Origin of the sequence: Brevundimonas sp. Root608 (genome assembly GCF_001427825.1) — a bacterium.
Classification (GTDB): domain Bacteria; phylum Pseudomonadota; class Alphaproteobacteria; order Caulobacterales; family Caulobacteraceae; genus Brevundimonas.
The window spans coordinates 180,424-197,628 of sequence record NZ_LMGT01000004.1 but is presented as its reverse complement, the minus strand read 5'-3'; the positions used below and the strand labels follow the sequence as shown (position 1 = coordinate 197,628).

Annotated in this window: 17 protein-coding genes; 9 read left to right on the top strand and 8 right to left on the bottom strand. The window is 69.2% G+C overall.

From position 1 onward, the window contains the following. Nucleotides 1-64: 64 nt before the first annotated feature. The 4 genes from surE to ASD59_RS07275 all read right to left on the bottom strand — a co-directional run bounded on the left by surE (nucleotide 65) and on the right by ASD59_RS07275 (nucleotide 4,059). Nucleotides 65-856 carry a 5'/3'-nucleotidase SurE gene (gene surE, locus ASD59_RS07290; protein WP_055830686.1) on the bottom strand — a complete coding sequence of 264 codons (792 nt, stop codon included), beginning with the start codon at nucleotides 854-856 and terminating at the stop codon, nucleotides 65-67. Between the two features lie 49 nt (nucleotides 857-905). After that, nucleotides 906-1,295 carry a hypothetical protein gene (locus ASD59_RS07285; RefSeq protein WP_156376965.1) on the bottom strand — a complete coding sequence of 130 codons (390 nt, stop codon included), beginning with the start codon at nucleotides 1,293-1,295 and terminating at the stop codon, nucleotides 906-908. A gap of 148 nt (nucleotides 1,296-1,443) precedes the next feature. Further along, the gene (serS, locus tag ASD59_RS07280; protein ID WP_055830335.1) at nucleotides 1,444-2,733 is read right to left on the bottom strand and encodes a serine--tRNA ligase; all 1,290 of its coding nucleotides are present in this window, start codon (nucleotides 2,731-2,733) and stop codon (nucleotides 1,444-1,446) included. A 546-nt stretch (nucleotides 2,734-3,279) separates the two neighbouring features. After that, the gene (locus ASD59_RS07275; RefSeq protein WP_055830333.1) at nucleotides 3,280-4,059 is read right to left on the bottom strand and encodes a thiazole synthase; all 780 of its coding nucleotides are present in this window, start codon (nucleotides 4,057-4,059) and stop codon (nucleotides 3,280-3,282) included. Between the two features lie 143 nt (nucleotides 4,060-4,202). Here ASD59_RS07275 and ASD59_RS07270 point away from each other — a divergent pair, with 143 nt between their 5' ends. Next, complete coding sequence (locus ASD59_RS07270) at nucleotides 4,203-5,756, top strand: MFS transporter (RefSeq protein WP_055830332.1); 1,554 nt, start codon at nucleotides 4,203-4,205, stop codon at nucleotides 5,754-5,756. Between the two features lie 4 nt (nucleotides 5,757-5,760). On the opposite strand, the gene thiS is transcribed toward ASD59_RS07270, so the two are convergent. Continuing rightward, the gene (thiS, locus tag ASD59_RS07265) at nucleotides 5,761-5,958 is read right to left on the bottom strand and encodes a sulfur carrier protein ThiS (protein WP_055830329.1); all 198 of its coding nucleotides are present in this window, start codon (nucleotides 5,956-5,958) and stop codon (nucleotides 5,761-5,763) included. A 99-nt stretch (nucleotides 5,959-6,057) separates the two neighbouring features. Here thiS and aroQ point away from each other — a divergent pair, with 99 nt between their 5' ends. From aroQ to aat, 4 genes are read left to right on the top strand one after another with little or no spacing between them, the layout of a single operon-like run. Further along, nucleotides 6,058-6,525: a type II 3-dehydroquinate dehydratase gene (gene aroQ, locus ASD59_RS07260; protein ID WP_055830327.1), complete on the top strand. Its 468-nt coding sequence runs from the start codon at nucleotides 6,058-6,060 to the stop codon at nucleotides 6,523-6,525. 26 nt (nucleotides 6,526-6,551) lie between these two features. Continuing rightward, the gene (gene accB, locus ASD59_RS07255; protein ID WP_055830324.1) at nucleotides 6,552-7,064 is read left to right on the top strand and encodes an acetyl-CoA carboxylase biotin carboxyl carrier protein; all 513 of its coding nucleotides are present in this window, start codon (nucleotides 6,552-6,554) and stop codon (nucleotides 7,062-7,064) included. A 4-nt stretch (nucleotides 7,065-7,068) separates the two neighbouring features. After that, nucleotides 7,069-8,421, top strand: coding sequence for an acetyl-CoA carboxylase biotin carboxylase subunit (accC, locus tag ASD59_RS07250; protein ID WP_055830323.1), 1,353 nt, complete (start codon nucleotides 7,069-7,071; stop codon nucleotides 8,419-8,421). 7 nt (nucleotides 8,422-8,428) lie between these two features. After that, the gene (aat, locus tag ASD59_RS07245; RefSeq protein WP_055830321.1) at nucleotides 8,429-9,124 is read left to right on the top strand and encodes a leucyl/phenylalanyl-tRNA--protein transferase; all 696 of its coding nucleotides are present in this window, start codon (nucleotides 8,429-8,431) and stop codon (nucleotides 9,122-9,124) included. On the opposite strand, the gene ASD59_RS07240 is transcribed toward aat, so the two are convergent. Together ASD59_RS07240 and ASD59_RS07235 are read right to left on the bottom strand one after the other, a co-directional pair. Continuing rightward, nucleotides 9,091-9,756: a DUF2155 domain-containing protein gene (locus ASD59_RS07240; RefSeq protein ID WP_055830318.1), complete on the bottom strand. Its 666-nt coding sequence runs from the start codon at nucleotides 9,754-9,756 to the stop codon at nucleotides 9,091-9,093. The two genes, aat and ASD59_RS07240, sit on opposite strands and share 34 nt — an antisense overlap. Then, complete coding sequence (locus ASD59_RS07235) at nucleotides 9,753-10,145, bottom strand: NADH:ubiquinone oxidoreductase subunit NDUFA12 (protein ID WP_055830316.1); 393 nt, start codon at nucleotides 10,143-10,145, stop codon at nucleotides 9,753-9,755. The genes ASD59_RS07240 and ASD59_RS07235 overlap by 4 nt, the downstream gene beginning before the upstream one ends. Nucleotides 10,146-10,352: 207 nt before the next feature. Between ASD59_RS07235 and ASD59_RS07230 the strand changes: the two genes are divergently transcribed. The 3 genes from ASD59_RS07230 to ASD59_RS07220 all read left to right on the top strand — a co-directional run bounded on the left by ASD59_RS07230 (nucleotide 10,353) and on the right by ASD59_RS07220 (nucleotide 14,311). Continuing rightward, on the top strand, nucleotides 10,353-12,758 hold the full coding sequence (locus tag ASD59_RS07230; RefSeq protein WP_055830314.1) for a TSCPD domain-containing protein: 2,406 nt from the start codon (nucleotides 10,353-10,355) through the stop codon (nucleotides 12,756-12,758). 63 nt (nucleotides 12,759-12,821) lie between these two features. After that, a complete protein-coding gene (locus ASD59_RS07225) occupies nucleotides 12,822-13,313 on the top strand; it encodes a pentapeptide repeat-containing protein (protein WP_055830312.1) in 492 nt (163 codons plus the stop codon). 95 nt (nucleotides 13,314-13,408) lie between these two features. Next, the gene (locus tag ASD59_RS07220; protein WP_055830310.1) at nucleotides 13,409-14,311 is read left to right on the top strand and encodes a pentapeptide repeat-containing protein; all 903 of its coding nucleotides are present in this window, start codon (nucleotides 13,409-13,411) and stop codon (nucleotides 14,309-14,311) included. Nucleotides 14,312-14,373: 62 nt separating this feature from the next. Here ASD59_RS07220 and aspS read toward each other — a convergent pair whose 3' ends face one another. After that, nucleotides 14,374-16,155 (bottom strand): aspartate--tRNA ligase, encoded by a 1,782-nt coding sequence (gene aspS / locus ASD59_RS07215; RefSeq protein ID WP_055830307.1) that lies wholly within the window; start codon nucleotides 16,153-16,155, stop codon nucleotides 14,374-14,376. Nucleotides 16,156-16,409: 254 nt separating this feature from the next. Between aspS and ASD59_RS07210 the strand changes: the two genes are divergently transcribed. Further along, entirely contained in the window at nucleotides 16,410-17,093 is a 684-nt protein-coding gene (locus ASD59_RS07210) for a DnaA/Hda family protein (RefSeq protein ID WP_055830305.1), read from the top strand. Nucleotides 17,094-17,205 lie beyond the last annotated feature (112 nt).

Here is a 17,205-nt window from a genome sequence, read left to right as displayed (position 1 = left end):
CCCATCCGAGCCGCTTCGCGGCCCACCTTCCCCCGAAATGGGGGAAGGGCGTGAAAAAGCGACCTCATATCGTCACCATACCCTTCGGCGGCGCCCCGCCCAGCACGCCCTTCAGGTCGTGGATGCTGGGCGCATGGGTCAGGTCGATGTGCAGCGGCGTGACCGAAATCTTCCCTTCGTCCATGGCCCGCAGGTCCGTGCCGGACGGATGGTCATGCTTCGTCCCGCGGAAGCTCATCCAGTAGTAGTCGCGGCCGCGCAGGTCGGTGCGCTTGACCGCATGCATCTCGCCGATGTCGCGGAAGCCCTGCCGCGTCACCTCGACCTCGGTCACGGCCTCGGGCGGACGGGCGGGGAAGTTCAGGTTCATCACCACCCCGTCCTGCCACGGCTGGGCCAGCAGGCGCGAGATGATGGCCGGCGCATAGGCCTCGGCCGTCTCCCAGTGGGCCGTCACCTCGTCGTGGAAGCGTTCGAGGCTCTGGCTCAGGGCGATGGAGCGGATGCCGAAGGCCATGCCCTGAAGCGCGCCCGCCACCGTGCCGGAATACGAACAGTCCTCGCCGACGTTGTGGCCGCGATTGACCCCCGACAGCACCAGATCGGGCCGCTCGGGCATCAGGTCGTTGACCGCCAGAACGACGCAGTCGGTCGGCGTCCCCGTCACCGCGAACCGCTTCTCGCCCATGCGATTGACCCGCAGCGGCTCGGTCAGGGTGATGCCCCGGCCCTTGCCGGACTGCTCGACCTGCGGCGCGCAGAGCCAGATGTCGTCGGACAGGGTCCGCGCGATCCGCTCGAGGCAAGCCAGCCCCTCGGCGTCGACGCCGTCGTCATTGGTCAGAAGAATGCGCATGCCGCCCGCGCTCTTGCAGCGCGTCGGCCCCTCGCGCAAGCCGCCTGTGTCAGTTGGCGGGCCGGATGTCGTCGGCCAGGATCACGAAGGCTCCGCCGCAGTCGTTGCGGATGTCCGACCGCGCGTGCTCGATCCGGCCGTTCACGGCCGCGCTCCAGGGCGCCGTCCGGCCCGTGATCCGCACCTTCTGTCCGCCCAGGTCGCCCATCGCCTGGGCCATCTCGTCCCGCGACGCCGCGCCCGAGACGCAGGGCCGCGAGAAGGGCTGCAGCACCTGGTCCTCGTCGCCGTACAGCTGGAACTCCCCGTTCGAGAAGCGCACCCAGCCGGTGAAGGCGGTGTCGCCCGCGGCGTGGACGTAGGTGTTGGACGAGGGGCCGCTGGTGGCGCAGGCGGTCAGGGTCAGTGCGGCGGCGGCCAGGCCAAGGATCGTTCGCATCATCTCTACTCCGATCATCCCGGCGAAAGCCGGGCCCCAGTTCTTTGGATGATCCAGCGCTGCCTGTGTTGCGGCGGCGCCAATCCCATTCACAAATGCCCTAGAAAGCACCGGGTCCCGGCTTTCGCCGGATGCGCGGGGATTTGAATCATCCCACGTGCGTCACCCCGCCCATATATGGCAGCAGAGCCGCCGGCACCGCGATCCGTCCATCGCCGTCCTGATAATTTTCCATGACGGCCACCAGCGTCCGGCCGACCGCCAGACCCGAGCCGTTCAGCGTGTGCACGAACTCGGTCTTCTTCTCGCCGTCGCGCTTGAAGCGCGCGTCCATCCGCCGGGCCTGGAAGTCCCCGCAGTTGGAGCAGCTCGAGATCTCGCGATAGGTCCCCTGCGACGGCAGCCAGACCTCCAGATCGAAGGTCTTTCTGGCGCCGAACCCCATGTCCCCCTTGCAGAGCAACAGTCGGCGGAACGGCAGCTCCAGCTTCCGCAGAATGGCCTCGGCGCAGGCCGTCATCCGCTCGTGTTCGGCGTCGCTGTCTTCGGGCCGGGTGATCGACACCATCTCGACCTTGTAGAATTGGTGCTGTCGGATCAGGCCGCGCGTGTCCCTGCCGGCCGAGCCCGCCTCTGCCCGGAAACAGGGGGTCAGCGCCGTCATCCGGATCGGCGTCTGCAGGTCTCTCTCGCTCAGCAGCTGGCCCATCACCGTAGCCGTGAGCGACACTTCGGCGGTCGGAATCAGCCAACGCCCGTCTGTCGTATGGAAAAGGTCGTCAGCGAATTTCGGCAGCTTGTCCGTGCCGTAGGCCGCGGCGTCGTTGACCAGCAGCGGCGGATTGACCTCCAGATAGCCGTGCTCGTTCGTCTGCACGTCCAGCATGAACTGGCCGATGGCCCGTTCCAGCCGCGCCAGCCCGCCCTTCAGCACCGCAAACCGCGACCCCGACATCCGCGCCGCCGCCTCGAAGTCCAGCAGGCCCATGGCCTCGCCCAGATCGGCGTGATCCTTGGCCGGCCCCTCTTGGCGCGGCGTTCCCCAAGGCTCGCCGACCAGCACATTGCCGCTCTCGTCCTCACCCTCCGGCACGTCGTCCGCCGCCAGATTCTTCTGCGCCGCCAGCAGGTCGCGCAACGCCGTGCCGACCTCGGCCTCGGTCTTCTCGGCCGTCGCGATCTCGCCCTTCAGGTTCTCGACCTCGGCCTTCAGGCGCTCGGCCTCGGCCATGTCCTTCTTGGCCATCGCCGCGCCGATCAGTTTCGACGCCGCATTGCGCTTCGCCAGCGCCTCCTGCCCCGTCGTCTGGGCGGCGCGCAGCTCGCCGTCCAGCCGCAGGATATCCGCCACCAGAGCCTCCGCCCCCTCCACCCCGCGCGACGACCAGCCGCTGACGAAGGCGGCGGGGTTCTCACGGATGGCGCGGATGTCGTGCATGGCGGGTCTCTTGGGAAGGAAGCGATGCTCTAGCGGGCGCAACGGTTTCCGCCAACCCGCCCTCGCCCTTCCTTGCTTTCGTCATCCCGGGCGCAGGGTCGCGTAGCGGCCCGGAGACCCGGGACCCAGCGGCGCCGAAGGCGATCTGTTCATGCACGCTGCTCAGATCGCATTCGCGACAGGTTCGCGCTCTCGCGCGCCGCTGGGTTCCGGGTCTTCGCTGCGCTGCGCCCGGAATGACGAAAGGGGTGCGCCGCGTGACCATCCTCGCTGTCGGAAATGAAGACTCCCGCCCCTCCCAACCCGCTACTCTCGAGACATTTTTCCGCCCTTCCCGCCCCCTCAGTCCCGCCGCCCCGGACCCGCAAAACCGCCTGCGTCCGCTTCTGACGCATCGCCGTGCATACTGATTCAAATCCCCACGGGGACTGGTCTTTGACAGCGCCAAACCTCGCCCGGAGCCGCCCCAGGCCCCGGCGCCCGCCTCACCGGCGAGCCGCTCTGCGCGTCACAACATTTTTTCCTGATGTTGGAGACTCTCGCCCCTCAGATCAGCCCGCTCAGCGGCGAACTGGCGCTCGCATACAGCCGCCGCGGCATCCGCCCCGCCAGATAGCCCTGCCGCCCGGCGATCACCGCGTGCTTCATGGCCGACGCCATCAGGATCGGATCGGCGGCCCCCGCGATGGCCGTGTTCATCAGCACCGCGTCGCAGCCCAGTTCCATGGCCAGCACCGCATCCGACGGCGTGCCCACCCCCGCATCGACCAGCACCGGCACCTTGGCCTGTTCCACGATCAGCCGGATGTTGACCCGGTTCTGGATGCCCAGGCCCGAGCCGATCGGCGCCGCCGCCGGCATGATCGCCGCGGCCCCCGCCTCTTCCAGCCGCTTCGCCATGACCACGTCGTCGGTGCAATAGACCATGACCTGGAAGCCGTCCCTGATCAGCAGGTCCAGCGCCCGCAGCGTCTCGATCATGTCGGGATACAGGTGCGCCGTGTCCGACAGCACCTCCAGCTTGACCAGATCCCAGCCGCCGGCCTCGCGCGCCAGCCGCAGCGTCCGCACCGCGTCCTCGCCGGTGAAACAGCCCGCGGTGTTGGGCAGGAAGGTGAACCGGTCCGGCTTCACATAGTCGACCAGCATCGGCTGCGACGGATCGCTCAGATTCACCCGCCGCACCGCCACGGTGACGATCTCGGCCCCCGCCGCCTCGGCGGCCTCGGCGTTCTCCTGATAGGTCTTGTACTTGCCGGTGCCGACGATCAGTCGGCTGTTGAAGGTCCGGCCGGCGACGGTCCAGGTGTCTGTGGGAGCGGTCATGGGCGGGGTTTAGCCCGTCCGCAGCCCGAGTCGAAGAGCCCCGCGGCACTTATCCGCCGCCCGCGCCGACGATTGCCGCTCGACGCGCGCCGAACCGGGACGCTAGGAACGGGATCATCGGTCTCCGGGGGAAGACGCGGCCCATGCTGTCACGGTTATTCGGAGACCGACGCCACGCCTGGGCCTTCTGGTTCGGCTGCCTGGTCGTGACGGCGGGCGTCCTGCTCCACCTGCCCATGTACTGGATGGGCCGGGACATGGGGTTCCATCTGGCCGGCATGCCGATGGACGCCGGCATGATGTGGGGCATGGTCCTGATCGTCGGCGGCGTGGGCCTGACGGCCTTCGGCCTGCTGCCGGCGCGACAGGCGGGTGCGGGCGAGGCCGTGCTCGTCCTGGCTCCGCCCGAGGACGCGCCCCTGACCCGGGCTCACTGGCTGATGTGCGGCCTGCTCTCCATCGCCCTGATCGTCGATATCATGAAGCCCGCCAGCCTCGGCTTCGTCCTGCCGGGCATGCGGGCCGAATATGGCCTGAGCGGCGCCATGGTCGCCCTGCTGCCGTTCGCGGCCCTGAGCGGCACTGTGGTCGGCTCCTTCGCCTGGGGCTGGCTCGCCGACATCTACGGCCGCCGCGCCTCGATCCTGCTGTCCTCGGTGATGTTCGTCGGCACCTCGATCTGCGGCGCCATGCCGGACTTCTGGTGGAACGTCGGCATGTGTTTCCTGATGGGCGCGGCCGCCGGCGGCATGCTGCCCGTGGCCTACGCCCTGCTGGCCGAGATCATGCCCACACGCCACCGCGGCTGGGCCCTGGTCCTGGTCGGCGGCATCGGCGCGGTCGGCGGCTATTTCGCCGCCAGCGCCCTGTCCGCCTGGCTCCAGCCTGACTGGAGCTGGCGGATCATGTGGTTCCTCAACCTGCCCACCGGCCTGATCCTGATCGCCCTCAGCCCTCTTCTGCCCGAGTCCGCCCGCTTCCTGCAGCACGTCGGCCGCGGCGAGGAAGCCCGCGCCGTGCTGGCGCGGTTCGGGGCCGGGGTCCGGACCGTCGCGGCCTCCATCGAGGCGGAAAGCCATTCTCGCCTGCCGCCGGTCGACCGCCGCCATCTCGCGGTGACGGTCGCCCTGACCCTCGCCGCCCTGTCCTGGGGCCTGGTCAATTTCGGCGTCCTGCTGTGGCTGCCCGCCGCCCTCGTCGCCGAGGGCCGAAGCGTCGAGGCCGCCTCGGCCCTGATCGCCCGATCCACCCTGATCGCCGCGCCGACGGTGCTGATCTCGGTCTGGCTCTACAGCGCCTGGAGCACGCGGGGGGCCCTGGCCCTGATGCTGGGCGTCAGCGCCCTCGGCCTGTTTGGTTTCCTGCTGCGCGGCATGGGCGTCGAGGCCCTGGCCGATCCGATCGCCCCGCTGGCCCTGCTGATCGTCGGCTCCAGCGGCGTCATCTCGATCATCCTGCCCTATACGGCCGAGAACTACCCCCTGCGCATCCGCGGCCGCGCCACCGGCTGGGTCGCCGGCTGCAGCAAGCTGGGCGGTCTGGCCGCACAGGGCCTGAGCGTCCTGGGCGCGGCGCCCGTGCTGGGCGTGGCCGCGGCCCTGGTCGGCGGCCTGACCGTGGTGGCGTTCGGCATGATCGCGGTCCTCGGTCGCGAGACGCGGGGCCGGGATCTGCGGGATCTCGAGGTCGACCGGTGAGCCCTCAGCCCCCGCCCACGAACTGCACCAGTTCGATCCGGTCGCCGTCGGCCAGCGCCGTCGCGCCATGCAGCGTCCGCGGCACGATCTCCAGGTTGCGCTCTACCGCCACCTTGCGGATGTCCAGCCCGAGTTCCTCGACCAGCGCCAGAATGGTGCCGGCCTCGACCTCGCGGACTTCCCCGTTGACCTGAATGCGCATGCCGCTACGTCACTCTATTCCGCGCCGCGGTTTGATAACCGCCACGCCTCAGCTAAAAGGCCCGTCCGATTCCGGTCGGAACCCGCAGTTCACGAGCTCATGCCCGAACCAACCGTCCTCTACGTCCTGAACGGCCCGAACCTCAACCTGCTTGGGGTGCGCGAGCCGGATATCTATGGACGTCAGACGCTGGCCGACGTTCAGGCGATGTGCGAACGGGCCGCCGGGGACGCGACCGTGGTGTTCCGCCAGACCAACCACGAGGGCGAACTGATCGACCAGGTCCAGGAGGCCCGCGAAAAGGCCTCCGCCCTGGTCATCAATCCCGCCGGCTACGGCCACACGTCGGTGGCCCTGCTGGACGCCCTGAAGACCCTGACGATCCCGATCGTCGAATGCCATCTCTCCAATCCGGCGGCGCGCGAGCGTTTCCGCCATCGCTCCTATGTTTCGCCGGTCGCGGCGGGCGTGGTTTCGGGCTTCGGCCCATTCAGCTACGAACTGGCCGTCAAGGCCGCCCTCAGGCTGGCGCAGGAACGCGCCGGCCCCGCGGGCCGTTCGGTTTAAGACGACAAGAAGAGGCTCAAACACCCATGGCCGATCCCAAGACCCCCGCGTCCAGGCTCAAGAACGAGGCCGAGATCGACACCACCCTGGTGCGCCAGCTGGCTGACATCCTGAACGACACCTCCCTGACGGAGATCGAGGTCGAGCGCGGCGAACTGCGCATCCGGGTGGCCCGCGAAGTCGTGGCCGCTCCGGTCGTGCAGTATTCCGCCGCCCCCGCCCCGGCCGCCCATGCGCCGGCTCCGGCCGCCGCGGCCCCGGCGTCGATGCCGTCCGACCCCGCCACCATCGTCGCCAAGTCGGGCGAAGAGGTGAAGTCGCCGATGGTCGGCACCGTCTATCTGCAGGCCTCGCCCGAGGCGCCGCCGTTCTGCCAGGCCGGCGACAAGGTCAAGAAGGGCCAGACCCTGCTGATCGTCGAGGCGATGAAGACGATGAATCCGATCCAGGCCCCCCGCGACGGCGTTGTGGTCGAGGTTCTGGTCGGCGACGCCCAGCCGGTCGAGTTCGGCGAGCCGCTCGTCCTGCTCGAGGCGTAAGCCCATGTTCACCAAGGTCCTGATCGCCAACCGCGGCGAAATCGCCCTGCGGATTCACCGCGCCTGCAAGGAGATGGGCATCTCCACCGTCGCCGTGCACTCCGAGGCCGATCGCGGCGCCATGTGGGTGCGGCTGGCCGACGAGAGCGTCTGCATCGGCCCCGCGCCCGCGGCCAAGAGCTACCTCAACATCCCGTCGATCATCGCGGCCGCCGAGATCACCGGCGCCCAGGCCATCCACCCCGGCTACGGCTTCCTGTCCGAGAACGCCCGCTTCGCCGAGATCGTCGAGGCCCACGGCATGACCTTCATCGGGCCCAAGCCCGAGCACATCCGGGTCATGGGCGACAAGATCACCGCCAAACAGACGGTGCTGGAAGCCGGCATTCCGTGCGTTCCCGGTTCGGCCGGCGAGGTCGAGACCATCGAGGACGCCATCGCGGCCTCAAAGACCATCGGCTTCCCCCTGATCGTCAAGGCCGCGGCCGGCGGCGGCGGGCGCGGCATGAAGGTCGCCCTGACCGCCGACGACCTCGTCGAGGCCGTCCAGACCGCCCAGTCCGAAGCCACCGCCGCCTTCGGCAACGGCGCCGTCTACATGGAGCGTTATCTCCAGAAGCCGCGTCATATCGAGCTTCAGGTCATCGCCGACAGCCACGGCAACGTCGTCCACCTCGGCGAGCGCGACTGCTCCCTGCAGCGCCGCCACCAGAAGGTCATGGAAGAAGCCCCCTCGCCGGCCCTGTCGGCGGCGGAACGGGTCGCCATCGGCGAGACGGTCAACAAGGCCATCGCCGCCATCGGCTACCTCGGCGTGGGCACCATCGAATTCCTCTGGGAAGATGGCGAGTTCTTCTTCATCGAGATGAACACCCGGCTGCAAGTTGAGCATCCGGTTACGGAAATGATCACCGGGGTCGATCTGGTTCGCGAGCAGATTCGCATCGCCGCCGGCCTGCCGCTGTCGTTCACCCAGGCCGACGTTACCTTCACCGGCCACTCGATCGAGTGCCGCATCAACGCCGAAAACGCCGAAACCTTCACGCCCTCGCCCGGCGCCATCACCGACTTCCACGCCCCCGGCGGTCTGGGCGTGCGGCTGGATAGCGCCATCTACGCCGGCTATTCGATCCCGCCCTATTACGACAGCCTGATCGGCAAGCTGATCGTCCACGGCCGCGACCGCGAGGAGTGCATCGCCCGCCTCAAGCGCAGCCTGAACGAGATGGTCATCGGCGGCATCGACACAACGATCCCCCTGTTCCAGAAGCTGCTGCAGGAGCCCGACATCCTGTCCGGCGACTACGACATCCACTGGCTCGAGAACTGGGCCAAGCGCCAGAAGGGCGCCGCCTGACGGCGTGATGGAGGAACCGGGCTTCAGCGCCAGCAGCCCCTTCGGCGGCTTTGGCCCGGACGAACTGCTGCAGTGCTACGCCAACGGGGTCTTTCCCATGGGCGAGGGCCGCGACGACCCCCGCGTCTTCCTCGTCGAGCCCGAGCAACGCGGGGTCATACCCCTGGACGGCTTCCGGATTCCGACCCGGCTGAAACGCACCGTCCGGTCCGACCCATTCGAGATCCGGGTCGACACCGCCTTTTCGGCCGTGCTCGACGCCTGCGCGGCCCCGGGGCCGGGCCGTGAGGACAGCTGGATCAACGGTCCGATCCGCCGTCTGTACATGGAGCTCAACGCCCGCGGTCGCGCCCATTCCGTTGAATGCTGGCATGACGAGCGGCTCGTCGGCGGGCTGTACGGGGTCACCCTCGGCGGCGCCTTCTTCGGCGAAAGCATGTTCAGCCGGGAACGGGACGCGTCAAAAGTCGCCCTGGTCCATCTTGTGGCCCGGCTGAAGCGCGGCGGCTGGCGGCTGCTGGACGCCCAGTTCCTGACGCAGCACCTGAGCCAGTTCGGCGCCGTGGAGACTCCCCAGGCCGTCTATCTGAAGCTGCTGAAGTCGGCCCGCGCCGCGCAGGCGGACTCACGGTCGCTGTTCAAGCCGATGACGGGTTCCGAGGCGGTCTTCTACGCCTTGCAGCCCACGACCCAGGCGTCATAGACCGGATGCTGCAGGCCGTTGACGGCAGGGGCTGAGGCGAACATCCAGCCGCGGAAGATCTGGCGCGGCTCGCTGACCTGGATCACGCCGCGCGGCTGCAGCGACACTTCCAGATAGGCGACGGCGTCGGACACCTGTTCGTCGGGGGCGGAGACCTCGCAGGCGCGGGCGGTGAAGATCAGGGTCTTCTGGAACCGCACCGGGCGACCGCCGACCTCGACCTCGAACCGCATCGATTCCGCGGTGATCTTGTCGATGGCCTCCACGATCGCGACCCGGCGACGCTGGCGGCGGGCCGGCTCGGCGGGCGTCTCCACGCGTTTGGGCGCGACCGTTTCAGTCTTCCCGTTTTCGTCCGCGTCTGCGTCGATCTTGTCTTCGGCGATGACGATGGCCGGCGTCGGCGGCGTTACCGCGACCGGCGAAGCCGGCGCAGGCGTGCCTTCCGGGGCCGGTTCAACGGGCGCAGGCGATGTCGGTGGCGGGGTCGGCTGGGCGTTCAGGTTCGCCGTCGGGTCCTGAACCGGAACGGCGTCCTGGGGCATGTCATTTAGGGCCGAGGCGACGACGGCGCCCGACGCCGTCAGCGCCAGAACCACGCTGCCCGCCAGAATGAAGCCGCGCACGGTCATTCCGGACGCCAGGCTTCGTAGTCGCCTGTCGCGGCCGGACGCTTGCCTTCCGAAGCGAGAGATCCTTGCGGCCGCCACGCCATCGGCGTGCCCGTCAGATTGGGCAGATGGTCCTCTTCCCACTTGCGACGCGGCAGGGGGTGCTCGGTCGGCAGTTCGTCATAGGTGTAGTGCAGCCAGCCGTGCCAGTCCGGCGGGACCTTGGAGGCGTCGGCATAGCCATTGTAGGTGACCCACCGGCGGCGGCGTCCGTCATAGCTCGAGGTATCGCGCGACAGGTAGTAGCGGTTGCCGAACTCATCGGTCCCCACATGCTCGCCGCGCTTGGCGATGGTGAAGAAGGTGCCGATGGTTGCGCCGCTGGTCCAGCCGAAAATCCTGCCTAGCACGTCGGGAAATCCACTCACGATCCGTCGCAGCGGCGGAAGCCGGCGACCCTTGGGTGATCATAGAAACCGGCGCGCCTCCCGTCCAGCGTCGTTGAAATATGGCGAACCTCAACATCTTGGGGGTAACCGAGGTCCGACACGCCAGATTTATTGCCGACAGACCCGCAAGACCGCTAGTCTGGCGCAAAGGCCACGCCGAGACGCCGCATGCGCTTTCCTTTCGCTCCCCACGCCGCCGCCTTGCCGCGGCCGATGCGCCAGATCGAGCGATGCGGGCGCGTCGTCTCCGTGCGCGCTCCCGACGCCTGGACAGACGTGCAGATCGAAGCCTGGCTCGACTGGGCGGACGCCGAGGGGTTCGCCGTCAGCGATGGGGATCCTCTGGCCGAGGCCATGGCAGGCTGGGCGGCCAAACTGCCGGGCGACGACGCCATCGAGCTGACCGCGACGCTTCTGCTGGGGCTGGTCTCCCCGGCGCGGTCCACGCGGATCGGCCCGGATGTCCTGAACCTGTCGGATCCTGGTGCAGGCGACACGCTGGCGGCCGAGGGCGCGCGACGGCGGGCGAGCCGCCGCGCGGCGGGCGCGATCGAGGCTCTGGCCGCAGCTCTGACGACCGTTTCGGACGCGGTAAGCCGATGCGAGGGCCCCCGGGCCGACTGCGCCGATCCCGCTTCCAACCCGGCGCTGGCCAGGGCGGCCCTGGCGGCGCGGCGCACCGGGGCGTCGGACGCGGACATCCTGCGGGCGATAGCCGGCGAACGATTCGACGCAGTGGCCTCGCCCGTCCCGACCCCGCCCCTGATCGTCGCCCTGGCCGATCGCGCGATGATCGCCTCGGGCGCGCCGGACGCCCTGCTCGCCGCCGAAGCCGCGCTGGAAGGCGATCTCCTGCTGACCTTCGAGCCGGATGACGCGGAAAGCGCGTCCGGTTCGGCGCGGTCGCCGGCCATAGTGCTGTCGTTGACGGGATTGCGGGCGCTCAGCGGAGCCGGCGTCGAAACCGCGCTGGGGGATCTGGTGCGGCTGTGGACGCGCGCCCTGACCGCGACCGGTGCTCCCTCGATCGCGATCGGCCTCGGCGGCCTGGGCGATCTGGTCCTGAAGGAAGGCCCGGACGACGCCCGGTCGCGGGCGGCTGAACTGGCGGGCACCGTCACCGCGGCCTGCGAGGGCGTGGCGCCGTCCCTGTTCGTCGACGACGTCGAGGCGGCCCTGCGCCTGGCCTTGAGCCCGCTCGCCGTCACCGAGGTCTGGCAGACGGGCGATGGCGAAATCGTCCGCCGGCTGCGGCCCGCGCTGGCGTCGGCGATCCGCCGGGCCGGCGGCGACCTCGAATCGGCCGAACGGCATCTGTTCGGCCGGCGCACCCTGGTCGACGCGCCCGGCGTCGATCACGCCGCGCTTCGGGCCAGGGGATTCACGGATATCGAACTGGAAGCGGTGGAAACCGCCGTCGCCCAGGTGGACCTGCTGGCCGACGCCCTTCGGGTGCCGGTGCTTGACGCCGGCTTCCTGCGCGACGTGCTGGGGATCGCGGATGCGGCGGACGATCTGCTCGGCCATCTCGGTTTTTCGGCCGACGCCGTCGCCCGGGCCCAGGCCTGGGCTTTCGGCGAGCCGGATCTGACGGAATGGACCGGCGTCCCGGCCGCATTGCGGCCCGTCCTGGCCGATCTGCCCGCGTTTGAAGCCGGTCTGCGCGCCGTGGTGGAACAGGTCAGCGCCGCGCCGGACCCCGCGCCGACGATCATCGACTGGCGGACCACGGCGATGCAGGCCGCGCGGCTTCTGGGCGACGCCGCCCGCGACGGACGCCGGGCCGTGCGCCTGCAGCGCGCCATGGCGCCCGCCAGCGGCATTCTCAACCTCGTCGAGCCGGACGAACCCCTCCGCCAGCGTCGCCGCGAGCCCGAGACCCGCGCCGTCGAACGCGTGGTCGAGAAGGTGATCGAACGCGACCGCACCCGCCGCAAGCTGCCGGACCGGCGCAAGGGATATATCCAGAAGGCGGCTGTGGGCGGGCACAAGGTCTACATCCACACCGGCGAATACGAGGATGGAGAACTGGGCGAAATCTTCATCGACATGCACAAGGAAGGCGCGGCCTTCCGCAGCCTGATGAACAATTTCGCCATCGCCATCTCGATCGGCCTGCAATACGGCGTGCCGCTGGATGAGTTCGTCGACGCCTTCGTCTTCACCCGGTTCGAGCCCGCGGGACGGGTGACCGGCAACGACTCCATTCGCTCTGCGACCTCCATCCTGGATTACATCTTCCGCGAACTCGGCGTTTCGTACCTGGACCGGCGGGAACTGGCCAACGCCGACGCCGAGAGCCTGAACGCCGACGGCCTGGGCCTGGGCAAGGCTGAAGACGGGGAGCCGGAGACGGTGCCGGCGGCCCGATTCATTTCCAAGGGGTTCGCCCGGGGCGCGGCTCCGGACAATCTGGTGGTCCTTCCCTTCGGCCATCCGCGGGGAACGCCGGCGTCTCCGCCGGCGGCGACCGAAGCCGTAGCCTGTCCGGCCTGCGGGGACTTCACCCTGCAACAGCGGGGCGCGGGCTGGAGCTGCGACACCTGCGGGGCGGCGCCCTCGATGCAGGGTTGATCAACGATTGTGCGCCATGATGGCCCGCGTCTTGCACATTCGAAGGCGAGACCGGAGCCTGTGATGAAAGCCATCCTGACCTTCACCCTCGCCGCCGCCCTTGCGGCTGCGGCCCTGCCGGCCTCGGCGCAGAACGCCGGCCAGATCGCCCGCGTGCGCGGCGGCGCCAGCTGCGCGGGCTGCAACCTGTTCCAGGGCGACTTCGGCGGCGTCGACGCCCGCGGCCTGAACCTGTCGGGCGCGCGCCTGCGCCAGGCCGACCTGAGTCTGGCCGTCATGAACCGGGCCCGGTTCACCAACGCCGACCTGCGCGACGTCGAGGCCTACGGCGGGGTCTTTTCAAGTGCGAACTTTTCCGGCGCGAACCTGACAAACGCGAGCTTCGTCGGCGCATATCTGGACGGCGCGTCGTTCTCGGGCGCGACGCTGACGGGCGTCAACTTTTCCGGCGCCTCGCTGCAGCGAGCCACGGGTCTGACCCAGGGCCGGCTGAACCAGGCCTGCGGGGACGAGGCCACCCGCCTGCCACGCGGACTGTCGATTCGCCACTGCTGAGCTGACCGCGTACCGCCTTGGACCTTACGGCGATTTAAGTAGGGTTTGTCGGGGTTTGGCCTCATGACAAGGGCGTGAAAAAGCCTGCTGTACCCATGACCCGTCGCCTCTCCACCGGCTTCGCGCTCGGCGCGGCCATCGCCGCCTTGGCGGCCGCCGGATCGGCGAGCGCCGAAGTCAACTTCCAGTTCGGCCTGCAGGACCGCGATGTGGCCCGGATGGTGTCGCTGGGCGGATCCTGCAACCGCTGTGAGCTGTCGGGGCGCGACCTGACGGGCGCGGCCTTCACCGGCGCGGCCTTCACAAACGCCACCCTGGTAGGCGCCATCCTTCGCGGCGCGGAGCTGCAAGGCTCGAACTTCACCGGCAGCGACTTCAGCCGCGCCGACCTGACCGGCGCGGAGATGAACTTCGCCAATCTCACGGGCGCCAACTTCACCGGCGCGGACATGTCCGGCGCCGAGGCCATGGGCGCGACCCTGGTCCGGGTGCGGATGGCCGGAACGGATCTGAGCGGGGCCGTCCTGAACAACTCCAATATGAACGGCGCGGTCCTGACCAACGCCAATCTTTCGGCGGCCGAGATGAACGCCACCACCCTGGCGAACGTCAGCGCCCGCGCTGCAAACTTCAGCAACGCCGAAGTCGCCATGTCGAACCTGTCGAACGGCGACTTCCGGAGCGTGTCGTTCCGGGAAGCCACGCTGAACGGCTCGCGGCTGACCGGCGGCAATTTCGACGGCGCCGATTTCCGCAACGCGGAAATGAACCGGGTCGACATCCGCGGCTCTGACCTGTCCGGCGCGCGGGGCCTCAGCCAGGAACAGATCAGTCGCGCCTGCGGCGATGGCGCTACGCGCCTGCCGGCTCGCCTGACCGTCCGCGTCTGTCGCGGCGTCAGCATGGTGAGGATTTCCCCCCGCCCGCCCGCCGCGCCGCCGGCGCCGCCCGTTCCGCCCCGGGTGCGAAACCTGGTTGTGGCCAACTCCGGCCGCTGACGACAAAGGCCGCCGTCCCCGGGGACAGCGGCCTTTTTCATGTCCGGGTCTCCGGCCGCCGATCAGGTCTTGAGCGGCAGGGCCGCGCGGATGTGCAGCTCCTTGTACTGACGCTCGGCGGCATCGGACGGCGCGCTCATCAGCAGATCCTGGCCCTGCTGGTTCAGCGGGAAGGCGATGACCTCGCGGATGGCGGTCTGGTTGGCCAGCAGCATGACGATGCGGTCGATGCCGGGGGCCAGGCCGCCGTGCGGCGGCGCGCCATAGCGGAAGGCGTTGAGCATGCCGCCGAACTGGTCCTCGACCACCGAGGCGTCATAGCCGGCGATCTCGAAGGCCTTGAGCATGATCTCGGCCTTGTGGTTCCGGATCGCGCCCGAGCACAGCTCATAGCCGTTGCAGACGATGTCGTACTGGTAGGCGAGGATGTCGAGCGGGTCCTTGGTGGTCAGGGCCTCCATCTCGCCTTGCGGCATCGAGAAGGGGTTGTGCGAGAAGTCGACCTTCTTCTCTTCCTCGCTCCACTCGAACATCGGGAAGTCGACGATCCAGCAGAATTTGAACTCGTCGTCCGAGATCAGGTTGAGGTCCTGGCCCAGCTTGGTGCGGGCGGCGCCGGCGAATTTGTAGAAGACGGACGGGTCGCCGGCGGCGAAGAATGCAGCGTCGCCCTTGCCCATGGCCAGGGACTTCATCAGGGCGTCGGTCGCCTCGGCGCCGAGGTTCTTGGCGATCGGGCCGCCCCAGGCGCCCTGGTCCTCGGACCAGAAGATGTAGCCGAGGCCCGGCTGGCCCTCGCCCTGGGCCCACGAGTTCATGCGGTCGCAGAAGGCGCGCGAGCCGCCGGTCGGCGCCGGAATGCCCCAGACGGCGTTCTTCGCATCCCCGGCGAGGATCTTGTTGAACAGGCCGAAGCCGCCGTCGCGGAAATGCTCCGAGACGTCCTGCATCTCGATCGGGTTGCGCAGGTCCGGCTTGTCGGTGCCGAACAGGGCGATGCTCTCGCGGTAGGGGATGCGGACGAAGGGGTACGGGTCGACCGTCTTGCCGTCGGCGAACTCCTCGAACACGCCGTGCATGACGGGCTCGATGGCGGCGAAGACGTCCTCCTGGGTGACGAAGCTCATCTCGACGTCGAGCTGGTAGAATTCCAGCGAACGGTCGGCGCGCAGGTCCTCGTCCCGGAAACAGGGCGCGATCTGGAAATAGCGGTCGAAGCCCGAGACCATCAGCAGCTGCTTGAACTGCTGGGGAGCCTGCGGCAGGGCGTAGAATTTGCCCGGGTGCAGGCGCGAGGGGACCAGGAAGTCGCGCGCGCCTTCAGGGCTGGAGGCCGTCAGGATCGGCGTCTGGTACTCGAGGAAGCCCTGCCCGACCATGCGCTGGCGGATCGAGGAGATGACGCGCGAGCGCAGGACGATGTTCTTGTGCAGGGTCTCGCGGCGCAGGTCGAGGTAGCGGTGCTTGAGGCGGATGTCCTCGGGGTACTCCGGCTCGCCGAACACCGGCAGCGGCAGTTCGGCGGCCTCGGACAGGACCTCGACGCCGGTGACGCGCAGCTCGATCTCGCCGGTGGGCAGGTTGGGGTTCACCACCGAGCCTTCGCGGGCCACGACCTCGCCGTCGACGCGGATGACGCTTTCGGCGCGCAGCCGCTCGACCGCCTCGAAGCCGGGCGTCTCGGGGTGCAGCACCAGCTGGGTCAGGCCGTAGTGGTCGCGCAGGTCGATGAACAGCAGGCCGCCGTGGTCGCGCTTGCGATGGACCCACCCGGACAGGCGGACATTGGAGCCCGCATCGGTCAAACGCAGGGCGCCGCAGGTGTGGGAGCGGTAGGCGTGCATGGCTGTTTCGTCTTGGATCAGGGGCCGCGGGGGCCGCAATTCGGGAGGCCGGAAGGGCGCATCATCGCCCCGGAAAGTCAAGGTTTGCGGGCGGGCGGCGCGTCTGTCCTCCCCGTCCTCCAAATCCTTCCCGGGCGTCTCTGAATTCCTCCGGTTTTCGTCGTCCAATTCCTCGCCCCATCCTCCACAGCCGAAAGACGTTGTCCACGGCGACGCGAGGAACCCGGAACGCTGTCTGCTATAGTTGTTCCATTATGACCGCCCGCCCCTCGCCCGCCGACCAGATGCGCCTGCCGCTGCAACGCGACCTGCCCGAGGGGGCGCAGGGGTTCGTGGTGTCCGACAGCAACCGCGCCGCGGTCGAGGCCCTGGCCGACTGGCCCAGTCTGATCGGCGGGGCCATGGCGATCTGCGGCCCGGCGGGTTGCGGCAAGAGCCGGCTGGCGCAGATCTGGGCCGAACGGGTCGGCGCCGTGGCCCTGCACGGGGCCGAGGCGGCTGTGATCGATCCGATGGAGCTGGAGGGCCGGCCGATCCTGCTGGACCGGGCCCGGGACGTGGACGACGAGACCCTGTTTCACCTGATCAATCTGGCCCAGGCGCCGGGCGGGGCCCTGCTGCTGGTGGCGCGGTCGGCGCCGTCGAGCTGGGACGTCGCCCTGCCCGACCTGCGCTCGCGCCTGGACGCCGTGATCAGCGTGCCGATGGAGGCCCCCGACGACGCGGTGCTGGCGGCCATGCTGGAGGCGCGGTTCGCCGAACGGGGCATCCGGCCGCAGAAGGACGTGGTGCCCTATCTGCTGAGGCGGATCGACCGGTCGGCCGCCGCGGCGGCGGAGGTTGTCGAGCGGCTGGACGCGATGCACCGGCCGGTGACCCGCACGCTGGCGCGGGCGGTGGTGGAGGGGACGGACGAGAGCGGGGAGCTGTTCGAGTAGGCTTCGACGTCTCCCTCCCCTTCATGGGGAGGGACGATCGCGCCAGCGATCGGGATGGGGTTCGAAGGGGCCGGCGCGCGGACTGACGCACCCCACCCTGTCGCCGCTTCGC